We start from the raw sequence: 16,032 nt of genomic DNA, 5'->3' as shown, positions 1-16,032 counted from the left end.
ACACGGAGATGCTCCACGAGCTGGCGATCGTCGGCGCGGGGCCGGCGGGCCTGGCCCTGGCCATCCAGGCCGCCTCGCGGGGCATCGCCACCGTGGTCTTCGATGCCCGCGCGTCGCCTCTCGACAAGGCCTGCGGCGAAGGGCTGATGCCCGGCGGCGTCCGGGCCCTCGAGGCGCTCGGTGTAGCCCTTCCCTCACGCGACGCGTGCGTTCCGTTCAACGGCATCCGCTACGTGCAGGAGGACGGCTCGGAGGTGAGCGCGCGCTTTCGCCGCGGCGTCGGCCTCGGGATCCGGCGGGTCGCGCTCCAGCAGGCCCTCCTCGCTCGTGCCAACGCTCTCGGGGTGGAGCTTCGTCTGGGGTGCGGCGTCAGCGGCTTCTCCCGCATGCCCGGCGCTCTCTCGCTTCACACCGAGGCCGGCGTCGTTCGAGCACGTATGGTCGTGGCCGCCGACGGCCTCGCTTCGCCCTTGCGGCGTCAGGCCGGACTCGAGGGCTGCCCACCGGCGATCCGGCGCTTCGGTGCGCGGCGCCACTACCGCCTCGCGCCCTGGAGCGATCACGTGGAAGTCCATTGGGCCGAAGGCGTCGAGGCCTACGTCACGCCGGCAGGCGAACGCCGCGTGGGCGTCGCTCTCCTCTGGGACGCGGCGCACCTCGGCCCCAGACGCCACGGAGAGCTCCTGGCGCGTTTCCCGCTCCTCGCAGAGCGGCTCGCCGGCGCCCCCGTCGACTCGGACGTCCGCGGCGCCGGCCCCATGGCCCGCAGCGTGAAGCGCCGGATCGGCGAGCGGCTCGCGCTCCTCGGCGATGCGGCCGGCTACGTCGACGCGATCAGCGGCGAGGGCTTGTCGTCTGCGTTCCAGGCCTCGTCGAAGCTCGCGAGCCTCCTCCCGGACGCTCTCGCCAGGCACGCGAGCCCGCGCGCGCTCATGCCGTACGAGAAGGCCGCTGCCGCCGCGTTTCGACGCCACGAGGCGGTTACGCGCGCCATGCTGCTGCTCTCGCGTCACCCGGCCGCGAGGCGGCACGCGTTCGCGGTCCTGGCGCGCCGGCCGTCACTCTTCGAAGCGCTCGTAGCAGCCGTAGAAAATCTCGGCTTCCCCGACGAGAATCGAGCTCCCTGAGCTCGCGCTCGACGCTCATTGGCTGGCCCCTGGAGGTCCCCTGATCCGAGGCGTCGACGAATTCGTGTTCGGAGCTCGGCGATTCCCTACCCGGCGAGCCGCGTGGCCCTGCCGAGGCCGGCGACCACCGAGGTGAAGGCGTCGCCCTCCCGCAGCCGCGCCTCGCCGAACCGCTCCGCGAAGAGGGCGCGGACGGAGGGGATCTTCGACGTTCCACCCGTGAGGAAGATCGCGTCCGGTTCGACGCCGCCTGAGCGGGCGAGGACCCTGTCGACACATGCGTCGAGCTCGGCGCGCAGGGGCGCGGTCCATGCCTCGAACTCGGCGCGGGTCACCCGCTCGTCGAGCTCGATGCCCGACTCGTGGAAGCGCACCTTCGCCTCGTCGGCGCCGCTCAGCTCGCGCTTCGCGGCCTCCACCGAGCGGTAGAGGTGGAAGGCGAGGTTGTCCTCCACCAGCCGGATCAGATTGCCGAGGGCCTCCGGCTGGTCCGAGTCCACCTTCGCCTTCTTGAGGAACTCCATCGTGCTGCGCTCCCGAAGCAGCGCCAGCTCGTGCCAGGCGAGCAGCTTGCGCGCGATCCAGGCCGGGAGCGGCATCCGCCGGGTGAGCGAGAGGTACGTGGAGCCCGCGCCGAAGCGCTCGAGCAGCCGATGCTCCACGATCGCCGAGTCGAAGTCGTCGCCGCCGATGTACACGCCGTCCGACGCGATCACGTCGCCCCGCCGATCGAGGTTCCCCGCCCGGGACGGCCCCAGTCGCATCAGCGTGAAGTCGCTGGTACCCGCGCCGAAGTCCCCGACGAGCACCACCTCCTCGCGATTCAGCGATTCCTCGTAGCCGAGGGCGGCGGCAATCGGCTCGATGAGGAAGGTGGGCCTCGGAAAGCCCGCGATCTCGGCCGCCGCCGCGAGGCGCTCCTCCGCGAGGCGGTCGCGCTCCGGCTCCGGCGAGAACACCGCCGGACGCCCGAAGACCGCGCGCTCGACCGGCGCGCCGACGATCTCCTCCGCCCGTACCCGCATCGCGCGCAGCACGATCGCCACCAGCTCCTCGAGCTTGTAGCGGCGCTGCCGGATCTCGGTCGCCGTGAACGTCGGCGACTTGAGGAAGCTCTTCGCCGACTGGACGAACCGCCCCTCCCACTCGTCTAGATAGCGGCTGATCGCCTCGTCGGCGACCAGGACCTCGCGGCTCTCCGCCGGAAAGAAGATCACGCTCCGAAAGAGCCTCGGGTCGGCCGCGTCCGAGTCTAGCGGCAGCACCGCCGATCGTCCCGCCGCGTCCACGATCGCCGCCGCGCTATTCGACGTCCCGAAGTCGATCCCGATCGAAATCCCTGCCACGCCGCCTCCGCCCCCAAAGGCCCGCAAAGTAGCGTCCGCGCCCGTGCCGTCCAACTACTTCCCTCCAACATCGTACTCGTCTGCGGGTCGCGGAGCGGTCTACGGCATGAGGAGTGGATTGGGGGCAGCGCGGACGGCGAACTCAGTCCAGCTCGTCCCCGCATCTGGCCCGGCAAGTTCGCTCGAGCGCATCCAAGCTGGCCCCATCCCAGCGAGAGGTGCCGTCAGAACGTTCGTCCTGCGTACTTCTCCCGATGCCAGTACAGATCGTCTGCCAGCTCTTTCAAGAACTCCTGGTCGTTCCGTCGAAGCGCTTCGATCTCGTCCTGATTCATCTTGAGGCGGAGCTCGTACGCCAAGAGGGCACCTACATACACTCCTAGATAGACTCCGTGCTCGTCGGACTCGAACACGCCAAACTTCCGTTCATTGCAGCAATACAGCCTTCGATACGATTCCAGACTCGACTCCTGTCATGACGTCGTTTGCGCTGACTCGCGGCAGTCGCGAAATAATGACGCCGGAACGGCTCAAGCCCCGGCAGTCAGGGCATCGTCTCTCGACGCGGGGTGGGCGCCACCGGGGGAGGCGCGATTCCAGCGAGAGCGGTCGCGGGCTCGCGGTAAAGGGCGGGCGACTAGAGGCGCCGGAGCTGCCAGCCCTGGGCCTCCAGCATGGCGGTACGGAAGAGGTCCCACTCCACCGGATCGTCCGACTTGTCGAAGCGCGACCCGCCGCAGAGCAGCCCCACCGCGGACGCCGGATCGTCTGGCGGGTAGTGGGCCAGGTCGACCATGAAGCCGTCTTGGGCGCCAATGAGCGCGCGGTGTTGCTCCTCCAAAAGCACCTCGATCGTGGCCTGGATGGCCATGCGGAACCGGGAACTGAGGTCCGAAGCGCCCTCCTCTTGCGTGAGAGAACGAAGAACGGCAACTTCCGGCATGGGGTTTCTCCTTCACCTCCTGCAATGGAGGCGAGCCTATGTGGGACCTCGGGAAGGAGCTTCCCCTTTCTCGTTCCTACCGGTCAGCTACTATTCATTCAGAATACGGAACGGAACCACGCGACAGCCACCCTGGCACAGAGAGCGATCACTGCCGGCTCAACTCCGAACAGTGGTCCAATATGTATTGGGGGACGCCACGTTGCCTCGCCGCTTGATTGCAGCCCGAAAATGCCCCAAACTGCGAGATTCACGTGCCGTCGGTAATGATCATTGCAGAAGAGTCAGGAGGGCCCAGCTTTGCCGAGGCGCCCTGCAACCCGAGCAGCCACTTCTGCGACGAGTTCCGGTTCACCAGCAACGCTGACGCCCAGATAGGTCTCGGATTCGATCGTAAGGGTTTTCGACCCGGCCGAGACTACGATCGTTATCAGTTCCTGAGACCCCCCTACCCCCCATTCCTCTGAGTTAACTACTAATCCAAGCTCCGAGAGCACATCCCTCAACGCGGTCCAAACTCTCTGATCGTACTCGTCTCCAATCCGTACTTTCCGATCTGTCAAATCATTTCCCATTCTAAAATCCCAAATCCTTTCCACCTGCCCGAACAGCCGAATCAATGATATCATCCCAACTCTTGCCTGCATTGCGAAGCCAGTCGATCGAGGGGCCAAGGGGATCGCCGTACTTGGCTTCATTCCTAGCGTAGATCTCGGCAAGCTTGTCCGGGGGTGTAAGAGCCTTGAACTGAACGCCAAGCGCACGACGCTCAGCGTGTAGGGCACGAGCGATCTCTTCCGAACTATTGCCAGCGGCGCGCATTTCCGGCACCTTATTTGCCAATTTGGAAACTGCGTCAACGTACTGCTGCCTTAGGGCCGGCAGGACCTGGCCGGTGGGGGCCGCCATTTCGGCGGCTTCCAGCTTACCCGCAGCTTTTACCTCGGTCATCTGGCGAGCGCTAGCGGCCTCGTCCAAGGCTTCCACACCCGCCGCCCGTGCCCCGCCTCCCATTGCCCGAAGTTCCTTCGAGACGGCTCCTTCAAGTTTCAATGCTTTCCCTGCCGCGGCAGCCGCGGTCGCGGTCGATGCCAGAACATCGACCGAGGTAGCGACAATCTCAGAGGTTTGAGGCGACGCACCAGCCGACTGAGCAATGCTCGAAATTGCCTGATGGGTATACGATTGGCTCTCCTTCCCGGTTAGCATCATTTTCAAACCGTTCGCGCCATCATCGAGCGCCTTCGCCATCACTAGGACACCAACTACTTGTGTCACGCCTGTCGGAGCTGCCATTAAACCTAGAGCGATTCCGCCCTCGATCAACGCGCCTGTGGTCTGGAGCGCTCCCTGAACTCGGGGGTTGGCGACGATAGCAGCAACAACGTCCCATGGGTTGAGCGCATTCTTGTTTCGGGAAGCGGTTCCGGCCGCACGAGAACCGAGTTGTTCGTCGGTCATTCGCTGAGTCCCCGTGGGATCGAGTCCACCCACCGGGCTATCGTCGCAGTATCGGAAAAGATTCAATCCATCAACGAAGCCTGCAGGATCGGCACTCGTCCATCGTCCGAGCCAAGGCGCAAAATACCTAGCACTGTGGTAATTGAGCCCGGTCTCCTCGTCGCGCTCCATGCCTGTGTAGCGGTAGCGCTTCTCGCTGACGTCGACTCCGGATTTGAGCGCTCGGAAAGACGTGGCCCCGTAGGGAAAGTACTCCTCGTACGAAATGATCTGGGCGGCATCGTCGAGCTCGAGAGCCGCGGAACCCAAGTGATTATCGAGCTGGTAGCGGAAGCGAGGGGTGGGTGTCGAGACGTCAGTTCCGTTATCGCGGGTCTTGGTCTCGACCATCGCGATGCGGCGCTTATCGTCCATGAGGTGGAGAGTCTCGCGCTGGAGCTGAACAGTGCCGGACTGCCGCCGCCGGAAGAGCTCGAACGTGCCGAGGTAGATACGCTCCTCGATGACGCCGCTGTGCTCGTAGACCTTGCGGACGCGCTGGTTGGATGTGTCGTAGGTGAAGTAGACCTTGCCCCCGCCGCCCTTGTCGGCATGCTGGAGCCTGCCGGCCCAGTCCCATGCCATGCTGGCGAGGTGCGGCATTCGCACCATGTTGCCGGCTGGGTCGTGAGTGTAGGTCTGGGAGTTCGGACCGCCCACCGGATCGGACGGGAGGCTGGTGGAGAGAAGGCGGTTGCTCTCGTCGTCGTATTCGTACCTGCGCGTCCAGCCGGCGCCGCCCGCGCTGTGGGCCATCTCGAGGATGTTTCCGACCTTGTCGTACGTGTAGCGCTCCTCGTATCGCTGCATGGCCTGGACGTCGTTGGCGTGGGGCAGCGATGACCAGGGCAGGTCGGCGTGAGTGGGCTGCTGGCCGGCGTGCTCTCGGCCTTTCGCCTCGCTGAGCCGATAGAGGGCGTCGTAGCGGTAGAGACCATTCGCAGGGACGACCTCGTTTGCGAAGTAGAGATCCTGCTGGGCGCCATCCCGGATCTCAGTGATGTTTCCGACCGGATCGTGGGTGTAGACGAGATCCTGGAGGACCTTGCCGTCGGATTGACGGGTGGTCCGCAGTCGCTTCAGGCGGAAGGTCTTCGGGTCGTAGGTCGAGTCGGTGGTGGTGCCGTTGGCGTAGACGATTCGTTCGCGCTGGCCTTTCGCGTTGTGTGCGAGCTCGGTGACGAACGGGCTCCAGGCGGAGGAGGTCCGCAACTTGGCGTCGACCCCGGCGAGGAGGCCCCCTTCGTCATAGTGGAAGCGGGAGACGCTCTCGTCGGGCGTGTGGAGATGTGTGATCCGGCCGAGAGCGTCGTATTGACTCTCGGTGGAGAAGGCCTCCGTCTCGAGGAGGGCGGCGACCACGCCTTGCGCCTGGAGCGGACCTTGAACGAGGGAGAGGGCGGACCAATCCGCCGTCTCGGTGTAGCTCTTTGCCAGGCGCCGGGTGGAGAGCTCGAGGCCGCCCTTGAAGTCGTAGCGCTCGAAGGCGACCAAGCCAGCGCCATCGAAGTGCGCGGCGACCTGTCCACGAAGGTTGAAGACGGCGGCATCGATAACAGTCTCGCCGTAATAGAGTCGCTCGGCGAGGAGCCAGGGGGCGACATCTTCTCGGGCCCAGACGTGGGTCGGGCGCCGGAGCGCATCGTACGAGGTGCGGACGAAGACCTCGCGCTCGTCCCAGGAGCGCGCCGGGCTGTCGGCGGCATCCGGGAACGTCCAGCTCATGCCGGCGTCGCAGCTATGCAGGGCGATGCGCCGCTGTAGGGGATCGAAGACCTGAAGAGCCGCAGTCTTGTCCTCGGCGTCCTTCACCTCTACTTGGTTGCCCTGGATGTCGAGGGTGAGGGTGGTGGTGTAGACGGCGCCACCGCCGTTGTCTTCGTCGGTTCGAAACGGTCGGCCCAGGCTGTCGAGGTGGGTGACTGTGGGCGTTCCCGCGTGAGCGAGGGTGCGCTGCGCGGCCCGGCGCTCCTGCTTGTCGGCGGTAGGAACCTCGCGCTCGATGAGCCAAGCCGTGCCGAGGACGGCGTCGTTCTCGTCCCAGCTCTCCTGCCGCCAGGCGTCGAAGACCACCCGGGCCCTGGTGCCATTGGGCTGCTCGGTCTCGATGAGCCGCCCGAGAGGGTCGTAGTGGAGCACGGGCGTGACACCCCACTCCACCAGCTCCGCCTCGTCCTCGTACTCGTGGGTGCTGCTGAAGAATGGCTCGTATTTCTTGACCGGGTTGCCCTTGTTGTCGAGGACCGTGCGGCCACTGCACGGCTGCGAGAGGACGACACCTTCACCTCGGCCTCGACCGATCGGTAGAGGTGGAAGGCGAGGTTGTCCTCAACTAGCCGGATCAGTTCCCGAGGGCCTCCGGCTGGTCCGAGTCCACCTTCGCCTTCTTGAGGAACTCCATCGTGCTGCGCTCCCGCAAAAGCGCGAGTTTGTGCCGCGCGAGGAGCTTGCGCGCGATCCAGACCGGGAGCGGCATGCGCGGGTGAGCGAGAGGTAGGTGGAGCCTGCGCCGAAGCGATCGAGCAGCCGATGCTCCACGATTGCCGCGTCGAAGTCGTCGCCGCCGATGTAGACGCCGTCCGACGCGATCACGTCCCCTCGGCGGTCGAGGTCCCCAGCTCGTGACGGCCCCAGCCGCATGAGCGTGAAGTCGCTGGTACCCGCGCCGAAACCCCGACCAGCACCACCTCGTCGCGCTCGAGGGCCTCCTCGTAGCCGAGTGCAGCGGCAATGGGCTCGAGAGGATGGTGGGCGTTGGAAAGCCCGCGAGCTCGGCCGCCGCCGTGAGTCGCTCACCGCAAGGCGATCGCGCTCCGAATCCGGCGAGAACACGGCCGGCCGACCGAAGACCGCGCGCTCGATCGGCGCGCCGACGATCTCCTCCGCCCGCACCCGCATCGCGCGCAAAACGATCGCCACCAGCTCCTCGAGCTTGTACCGCCGCTGCCGGATCTCAGTGGCGGTGAGGGTCGGCGACTTGAGGAAGCTCTTCGCCGACTGGACGAACCGCCCCTCCCACTCGTCCCGATAGCGGCTGATCGCCTCGTCGGCGACCAGGACTTCCCGGCTCTCCGCCGGGAAGAAGATCACGCTCCGAAAGAGCCGGGGGCGGCCGCGCCCGCGTCGAGCGAAAGCACCGCCGATCGCCCCGCCGCGTCGACGATCGCCGCCGCGCTGTTCGAAGTCCCGAAGTCGATCCCAATGGAAATCCCTGCCACGCCGCCTCCGCCCCAAAAGCTGGAGAAACTAGCGTCCGCCCAAAGGCAGGCCAACCATTTCCGACCAAACCCATTCTTCTAGACGAGTCGAGGAGAGCCGACGGCGCGAGGACTGCCGACAAGTTCGAGCGTCGCGCTTAGCCCTCGCCGAGTGCCCACCCGACTCGGAGGAAATCTATTCAGCGCAATCAGCGGCCTGCACCAGGCACGAGAATGTCTGAAACTCTTCACTATGGATGAGCTCGATCGAGTCTGAAGCAGGGCCTCAAGTCAGCTTCGGACATATCATGAGAGCCCTAAAAGACCAGCTCCCAAGTGGTCATGGGTGCGCGCGGAGGAGGCGTCGAGGTGGCGAGTTACCTGCCGCCTACGCTCGGCTCCTCGCAATCGAGCAGGGACCGAGCGCATCCCGCAATCAGTAGCGGAAGCAAGCCAGTCGAAATGCACCCATACCATCAGACATATCAAGCGCTTTGCACTTCAGAACCGGGTCCCTACACTTCATTGTGTCCTTGTCACATGTATCGTAACACCAGCCCCGTGGGCGGCCAATGGAGCATTTTTGACCCATCTCACAGTCCGCCTCACTGTCGCACTGCTTCATGCACACTCCCTTATAGCGCACATACCGCTCCCCTCCAGGGTGAGTCGTTTTCGCCCCGCTGCAGAGATCATCCCCCTGACTCGCCGAGTCGGCGGCGACTGCGACAGTCGCCGCACTCACACGCTCCCCCGAACGAGAACAGCCAATCGCCACAACCAACGCCAAAAGAGAAACGACTCGCGACACCTAGTCCTCCTTCCTTACCACGCCCCAAACAGAGGCCTATCTCGAACGCTAAACGTCAAATAAGAAAATGGCAAAACACTAAAAGTTCCCTCCCGATGCTTAGGCCATTCTCCATTGGGCCCGCTCATGGGCATCCGAAGTAGGTTCTCGTTCGCCGTGGCCTGCTTATTGCCCTCACGGGTGGCGAGTCTAAACTGTTTCTCGGTCATTTCATACGCAGCCTCAAGATATCCCTTTTCACTCATATCAAAGAAGCCCTCCATTGCCTTGAAGAAGCCTTGGGCGTGGCCAATCTCATGCGCCAGGATTTGCTCAAGGGTATACTCCTGGGGAACCCCATCGAGCGCGCGAAGTTTTTCGATCAGATCCTGATTGTACGTCACCTCAAACTTTCCGTCGTCATTGATCGACATAAATGCACCACGTGCATTAACCAGATCCTCATACCCAAGATCACCCTCATTGAGTCTCTTGATGACCACCTCCAGTTTCATTTTACCCTCGACCAGCCTCATCATCTCTCTTGTCCGAGGATCGGTTCGAAGATTTTCAAGGGCAACTTCTGTCGCCTTGTCCTCTGTTTCGATCGTCTTCTTCCACTCGTCTTTCGTCTCCAGACCGGCCCCAAGCTGCGTGTCCGTGGTGTCGTCTTTCGCCTCGAGACCGGCCCCTAGCTGCGTGTCCGTAGTCAGGGTACCATGAGGATCCACGAAACGAAATGGGCTGTTTCTAAGATACACGTAAAGGTCAATGCCATCGACATAGCCCTCGGGGTCGGGACTTAGCCAGCGACCTAACCATGATACGGCGTATCGCGCATTGTTATAGAGCAGGCTGGTCTCCTCGTCCCGCTCCATACCCGTGTAGCGGTAGCGCTTATCGCTGACGTCGACTCCGGATTTGAGCGCTCGGAAGGCGGTGCTGCCGTAAGGGAAGTACTCCTCGTAGGAGATGATCTGGCCGGCGTCATCCAGTTCGAGGGCGGCGGAGCCCAAGTGGTTGTCGATCTGGTAGCGATAGCGCGGGGTGAGCGTCGGAACGGCCATGCCTCCGTCGCGGGTCTTGGTTTCGACCATCGCGATGCGGCGCTTTTCATCCATGAGGTGCAGGGTCTCGCGCTCGAGCTGGACGGTGCCGGACTGCCGACGGCGGAAGAGTTCGAAACTGCCGAGGTAGATGCGCTCCTCGATGACTCCGCTGTGCTCGTAGACCTTGCGGACACGCTGTCCGCCCGAGTCGTACGTGAAATAGACCTGGCCGCCGCCGCCCTTGTCGGCCACCTGGAGCCGGCCCGCCCAGTCCCACGCCATGCCGGCGAGGTGGGGCATCTGGACCATGTTGCCGGCGTTGTCGTGTGCGTAGCGCTGCGAGTTTGCGTTGGGCGGGTCAGACGGGAGGCTGGTGGAGAGAAGGCGGTTGCTCTCGTCGTCGTATTCGTACCTGCGCGTCCAGCCGGCGCCGCCCGCGCTGTGGGCCATCTCGAGGATGTTTCCGACCTTGTCGTACGTGTAGCGCTCCTCGTATCGCTGCATGGCCTGGACGTCGTTGGCGTGGGGCAGCGATGACCAGGGCAGGTCGGTGTGAGTGGGCTGCTGGCCGGCGTGCTCTCGGCCTTTCGCCTCGCTGAGCCGATAGAGGGCGTCGTAGCGGTAGAGACCATTCGCAGGGACGACCTCGTTTGCGAAGTAGAGATCCTGCTGGGCGCCATCCCGGATCTCAGTGATGTTCCCGACCGGATCGTGGGTGTAGACGAGATCCTGGAGGACCTTGCCGTCGGATTGACGGGTGGTCCGCAGGCGCTTCAGGCGAAAGGTCTTCGGGTCGTAGGTCGAGTCGGTGGTGGTGCCGTTGGCGTAGACGATCCGTTCCCGCTGGCCTCGCGCGTTGTGCGCGAGCTCGATGACGAACGGGCTCCAGGTGGAGGAGGCCCGGAGCTTCGCATCAACGCCGGCAAGGAGCCCGGCCTGGTCATAGCGGAAGCGGGAGATGCTCTGATCGGGCGTATGGACGTGTGTGATCCGGCCGAGAGCATTGTATTGGTTCTCGGTGGAGAACGCTTCCGTCTCGAGGAGGGCGGCGACGGCGCCTTGCGCCTGGAGCGGACCTTGAACGAGGGAGAGGGCGGACCAATCCGCCGTCTCGGTGTAGCTCTTTGCCAGGCGCCGGGTGGAGAGCTCGAGGCCGCCCTTGAAGTCGTAGCGCTCGAAGGCGACCAAGCCAGCGCCATCGAAGTGCGCGGCGACCTGTCCACGAAGGTTGAAGACGGCGGCATCGATAACAGTCTCGCCGTAATAGAGTCGCTCGGCGAGGAGCCAGGGGGCGACATCTTCTCGGGCCCAGACGTGGGTCGGGCGCCGGAGCGCATCGTACGAGGTGCGGACGAAGACCTCGCGCTCGTCCCAGGAGCGCGCCGGGCTGTCGGCGGCATCCGGGAACGTCCAGCTCATGCCGGCGTCGCAGCTATGCAGGGCGATGCGCCGCTGTAGGGGATCGAAGACCTGAAGAGCCGCAGTCTTGTCCTCGGCGTCCTTCACCTCTACTTGGTTGCCCTGGATGTCGAGGGTGAGGGTGGTGGTGTAGACGGCGCCACCGCCGTTGTCTTCGTCGGTTCGAAACGGTCGGCCCAGGCTGTCGAGGTGGGTGACTGTGGGCGTTCCCGCGTGAGCGAGGGTGCGCTGCGCGGCCCGGCGCTCCTGCTTGTCGGCGGTAGGAACCTCGCGCTCGATGAGCCAAGCCGTGCCGAGGACGGCGTCGTTCTCGTCCCAGCTCTCCTGCCGCCAGGCGTCGAAGACCACCCGGGCCCTGGTGCCATTGGGCTGCTCGGTCTCGATGAGCCGCCCGAGAGGGTCGTAGTGGAGCACGGGCGTGACACCCCACTCCACCAGCTCCGCCTCGTCCTCGTACTCGTGGGTGCTGCTGAAGAATGGCTCGTATTTCTTGACCGGGTTGCCCTTGTTGTCGAAGACGGTGCGGCCGCTGCCGACCCAGCGGTTCGAGGTCGGCGGCATCACGAGCTCGCTGCTCGAATCGTGGAGGAGCGCGCCGTCGGGCCCCCTCGCGGGCGCGAGGCCCGGGGCCGCTCGGGCCTTGGCCATCACCTCCTGCCCGTGGCCGTCCGAGTAGCTGTAGGACTCGATCCAGCGCGTGTTCGGGTCGCCGTGGGTCTCTCGGGCGAGGGTCCGCGCGTACGCCGGCTTGCCCTGGGAAACGAAGCGGTGGAGGTCGTATTCGAAGCGGGTGGTCGGATCGGAGAGGGTGTCGCCCTCGCCCTTCCCCATCTGGGCCGTCTTCACCACCAGACCCAGCGCGTCGAACTCGAAGTAGGTGAGGTTCTCGTTGGGGTCGAGGATCCGCCACGGCGCCTGCACCCGGTAGTCGTTGAGGACCGAGGTGACGTTGCCCGCAGGATCGATCGTCTCGGCGACGAGCAGGCTGAAGGCGTCGTAGGAGAGGTGATTCACGCCGCCGAAGGGATCGGTCGCCTGGACGAGCTGGAGGAAGCGCGCCGGGTCGTAGACGAGGCGTCCGGTGGGGGCCCACCACATCCCATCGAGCTCGACGTAGCCGCCCTCGCCCGTGAGGATGATCTCGTCGACCTCCTCGCGGAAGGCGCGCTCCACGAGGCTCTTCGTGAACGCGAGCCGATAGGTGTCGTAGGGGAGCGCGTGATAGGAGATTTCACCGAACGCAAGCGGCGAGAGATCCTCGTCGAGGTAGCGCGTGCGGGTAGCCGAGAGCCGGCGCAGTGCCTTGGTGCCAGGCGGAGGCGATGCATCGAAGGCGACCTCCGCGGCGTCGGCGATGGCGGCCCGAAGCGATTCTGCCGTAACGATCTCGTCGTCCGGCACGTCGAGGCCGATCAGCTCCCAGGCGCTCTCCTCGATGGGTACGCCGTGCCGAAGCCAAGGCGCATCGTCCGGGCTCCAGGCGAGCTGGCTCTCGGTGACGCTGGCCCAGAGCTTCCCCTGCGGGTCGTCGTCGTCTGCGTGGTCTCGGCGCGGATAGCCGAGGGCCGCGGTGCGCGTCGGGTGGCCAAAGCGGTCCACCTCGAGCACGAGCTGATGCTGGATCCGCGGGTCGACCGGATTGCGCTCGTAGTGGAGCTCGACCGTCTCGGCATCGTGCGGGAAGAACACGCCGTGCTCGGCGTAGGTAGCCGGCTGGAACGTTTGGAGCGCGTAGCTGCGCTCGGTGACGAGGTAGGGATGCGCGCTCGCCGCCGTGCCGTCCTCGGCGTAGATCTCCTGGCGCAGGAGCTTGCCGCGAAGCGCCCGGGCGGCCTCCCGCTCCTCCTTCGCCGTGAGATCCGGGGGAAGGACCGTCCGCGGAAGCCGAGGCGCCTTGGGATCCCCGCCGTAGTACTCGCGGGAGATGGCCTCCTCGAGGGCCTCGCGGCCCAACCACGCGCCGGTGTGGAACCACGACTTCACCAGCACCGGCGGCAGCTCTAGCGGCGCCGCGCCGGCGAAGGTCTCGGCATCCCACTGCTCTACGAAGGCGAAGCCGCGGAACTCCCGCTCGAACTCGTCGTAGAAGCCGTGGTGGTAGCGGTAGCGGGTGACGAGCTTTGTACCTGTGACGTGATCGAGGCTCTCGACCCGCTCGACCACGTGCACGGGGAAAGAGAGGCGCGTGAGCCAAGAGCGCCCTTCGGCCTTGTCCTGCAGGTAGAACTTCGTCGACGGCGCGTAGATGATCTTCGTCTCCGCGCCGAGGTTGTTGGTCACCTTGCAGAGCAGGTTGGACTTCTGGCTCCCGAGGAGATCGACGTAGCGGATCGGGTGCGCTCGATCGCCCGGCAGATCCGAGGAGATCACCAGGCAGGAGGTCCCGCTGCCGAGGAGGTCCGCGACGCTCACGCGGGTGTGCGAGTCCACGGTGGGGACGGAGCGCAACGTCTGCCGCTCCCCCCATCCGTTGCCGGACTGGTTCAGCCAGAACGAGACGCCGTCTCCGCCGAGGTAGAGCATGTCGCTCGGGCCCGTGCCGTCGATGTCTGCGAAACGGACCCGCTTCGGATCGAAGAGGTCCCGGGAGGCGAAGACGGGGCTCCCGCTCATCACCACCCGCGCGCCGAAGCGGCCGTAGCCGAGGTTGGGCCAGTAGCAGACCTCCCCGTTGCGGACGCGGACGATGTCCATGAGTCCGTCGCCCGAGAGGTCCACGAGCTGGATGCTCTCGGTCCCGTCGGCGAAGACCACGGCCGGACCCGTCCGCTCGTCGGGGCTCTTCGACACCAGGGCCGCGGGCTCGAAACCCTTCTTCCCCTTGGAGCGGTACCAGACGAAGACGTCCTGCTGGGTGATCAGGAGGTCGGCGATACCGTCACCGTCGAGGTCGATGAAGCGGAGATTGGAATCCTTCCAATCGATCCCCGGGACGGCATCGAAGGCGCGAAAGGGGCGCCACGTCTCGCCGTCCCGCTCGAAGAATCCCGGCAGCGGGGCGCCGAAGGACACAAGCGAGAGCCGTCCGGAGCCGTCGAGATCGGAGAGCTGCTGCGGCCCGAGCGACGCGGGGGCGGGCAGGCTGTCGAGCCGCCTGGGGGCAGAGAGGACGCCGCCGCCGAGGTTGGCCTTGTAGAACCAGGCCCCGTCGGTGGCCACGAGGAAGCCGGGGATCCCTTCGCCGTTGAGGTCGATCCACTGGCCTCCATCGGCGCCGGGGTAGCCGGCGAGGCTCGCCTTCGGCAGATCCTCGAGGCGGTCGTGGACCTCGGCCGAGGTGTAGGTGAAGTCTAGAGACGGGAGCGCCGCGGACTCGTCGACACCGGACAGCCCGCGCCGGTATCCGCGCTGGGTGACCGACGTAAGCCTGCTTCCGGCAGGATCCGGCTGGTGGCACAGATCCGTCGATCGGACGAGGCACGGCTCGGAGCCGAGCTCCTCGAAGCGGTGGAACATCAGCACCCGGCGACAAAGTCGGTAGGTCCGGATGTCGAAGCCGCTACGGAACGAGGAAAAGGGATCGGCTCTCACGGGCCAGGGACGGTCCGGCTGGACTGCGGGCGCGACCTCGTCGTGATCGCCGTAGTCGAAGACGACCTCGAAATGGAAGTCGCGCGCCTCGTACGGGGCCTGGTTGCCGTAGCGGATCCGCTTCAGGTAACGCTGCGCCTCGGCCGTGAAACGGCCCCCGGGATCGAATCGGCCTGCCTCGCATGGGCTGTTTTTGAGGACACCCTTGTCGTCTTCCTGCTCATATTCGTAGACGATGAAGTTCCCGCGGTCGTCTTCGGACCGCTCCAGGAGCCACGAGAAGGTACGGAGCTCGTTCCCGGGCTCGAAGACCCGTCCCGAGCTCGTCTCGCCATAGGTGTGAAGTACGTTGTCGCCCGTCCTGACCTGCCAATGGAAAGTTCCATCGGAATTGGGCCAGCGCTCTATGCGGGAGAACGCCCCCTCCACCCGCGGGCGGTAGCGCTGGACGCGCACAGTCCCGCGCTCGACAGGTTCTCCGTCCGGGACGAGATCCTCGAAGCCGGCGAGAACGAAGGTATCCTCCCTTTCGTCGTAGCGTGGCAGGCCGCGGTCCGTTTTTCGGGAAATGGAAGGGATCGGAAGGTTCCAGCCGAGGCCGAAGACGCCGTTCCCGCCGCCGGAATCGTAGGAGAGTTCGAGGGACGGTCCGAAGCCGCCCCGCCCAGGCGTGGTTGCAACGGGTACGGAGAACGAGCCGGTACCCGTCGCCGGGTTCGCGGAGAACTTCTCGCCGATGCCCCGGATGGCGCCGCCGCCCTTCGGCATGGACACCGACGGCAGGAGCGGAGAGCGTTCCTTCTTGGCCTCGCCACCTCCGCTCGACGCAGCTCTGCCACTTCCCTGGAACTTTGGCCTGTCTCTCTTGAAATTCTCGCTCACAAAAATCTCCACGCGAGACACGCACATGCGAAATGCGCCATCTCGTCTCGCTCAATCCGCTCTCGCCGTAGAGCGCCGCAGGTCCGGAGCCGGTGGCTCGACGGAAGCGCTCCGGCCACCCGGGCGAATGGCATGAAAAAGGGGTGCCGAGCTTCAGGCCCGACACCCCCCAAAAAATTGGTTTCCCTATGATCCATCCTGCAGGCTGAAGGCTCGGCCCCCTCATCTACGGCCTATGCTACGTCTGT

At 65.2% G+C, this 16,032-nt stretch carries 8 protein-coding genes; 1 reads left to right on the top strand and 7 read right to left on the bottom strand.

The features are described 5' to 3' along the window. The first annotated feature begins 8 nt into the window (after positions 1-8). Positions 9-1,127, top strand: coding sequence for an NAD(P)/FAD-dependent oxidoreductase (locus tag AKJ08_RS16415; RefSeq protein ID WP_050727055.1), 1,119 nt, complete (start codon positions 9-11; stop codon positions 1,125-1,127). An 86-nt stretch (positions 1,128-1,213) separates the two neighbouring features. On the opposite strand, the gene AKJ08_RS16410 is transcribed toward AKJ08_RS16415, so the two are convergent. The 7 genes from AKJ08_RS16410 to AKJ08_RS16390 all read right to left on the bottom strand — a co-directional run bounded on the left by AKJ08_RS16410 (position 1,214) and on the right by AKJ08_RS16390 (position 15,670). Beyond that, positions 1,214-2,473: an Hsp70 family protein gene (locus AKJ08_RS16410; protein ID WP_338062171.1), complete on the bottom strand. Its 1,260-nt coding sequence runs from the start codon at positions 2,471-2,473 to the stop codon at positions 1,214-1,216. Between the two features lie 224 nt (positions 2,474-2,697). Then, the gene (locus tag AKJ08_RS19515; protein ID WP_157370768.1) at positions 2,698-2,886 is read right to left on the bottom strand and encodes a hypothetical protein; all 189 of its coding nucleotides are present in this window, start codon (positions 2,884-2,886) and stop codon (positions 2,698-2,700) included. A 224-nt stretch (positions 2,887-3,110) separates the two neighbouring features. Beyond that, on the bottom strand, positions 3,111-3,416 hold the full coding sequence (locus AKJ08_RS16405; protein ID WP_050727054.1) for a hypothetical protein: 306 nt from the start codon (positions 3,414-3,416) through the stop codon (positions 3,111-3,113). 284 nt (positions 3,417-3,700) lie between these two features. Beyond that, entirely contained in the window at positions 3,701-3,991 is a 291-nt protein-coding gene (locus AKJ08_RS19510; RefSeq protein ID WP_157370767.1) for a hypothetical protein, read from the bottom strand. A gap of 1 nt (position 3,992) precedes the next feature. Next, positions 3,993-7,076, bottom strand: coding sequence for an RHS repeat domain-containing protein (locus AKJ08_RS16400; protein ID WP_157370766.1), 3,084 nt, complete (start codon positions 7,074-7,076; stop codon positions 3,993-3,995). 181 nt (positions 7,077-7,257) lie between these two features. Beyond that, positions 7,258-7,392 (bottom strand): hypothetical protein, encoded by a 135-nt coding sequence (locus AKJ08_RS20685; protein ID WP_276202176.1) that lies wholly within the window; start codon positions 7,390-7,392, stop codon positions 7,258-7,260. 1,546 nt (positions 7,393-8,938) lie between these two features. Beyond that, positions 8,939-15,670: a SpvB/TcaC N-terminal domain-containing protein gene (locus tag AKJ08_RS16390; protein WP_050727051.1), complete on the bottom strand. Its 6,732-nt coding sequence runs from the start codon at positions 15,668-15,670 to the stop codon at positions 8,939-8,941. Positions 15,671-16,032: the final 362 nt, after the last annotated feature.

Origin of the sequence: Vulgatibacter incomptus (genome assembly GCF_001263175.1) — a bacterium.
In the GTDB taxonomy this organism is placed as follows: Bacteria; Myxococcota; Myxococcia; order Myxococcales; family Vulgatibacteraceae; genus Vulgatibacter; species Vulgatibacter incomptus.
This window is presented reverse-complemented; position numbering and strand designations above follow the sequence as displayed.

Excerpts from the sequence above, each read along its gene's own strand:
- AKJ08_RS16415 (WP_050727055.1), top strand. The coding sequence starts at position 9 with ATGCTCCACGAGCTGGCGATCGTCGGCGCGGGGCCGGCGGGCCTGGCC.
- AKJ08_RS16405 (WP_050727054.1), bottom strand. The coding sequence starts at position 3,416 with ATGCCGGAAGTTGCCGTTCTTCGTTCTCTCACGCAAGAGGAGGGCGCT.
- AKJ08_RS19510 (WP_157370767.1), bottom strand. The coding sequence starts at position 3,991 with ATGGGAAATGATTTGACAGATCGGAAAGTACGGATTGGAGACGAGTAC.
- AKJ08_RS20685 (WP_276202176.1), bottom strand. The coding sequence starts at position 7,392 with ATGCCGCTCCCGGTCTGGATCGCGCGCAAGCTCCTCGCGCGGCACAAA.
- AKJ08_RS16390 (WP_050727051.1), bottom strand. The coding sequence starts at position 15,670 with ATGCCGAAGGGCGGCGGCGCCATCCGGGGCATCGGCGAGAAGTTCTCC.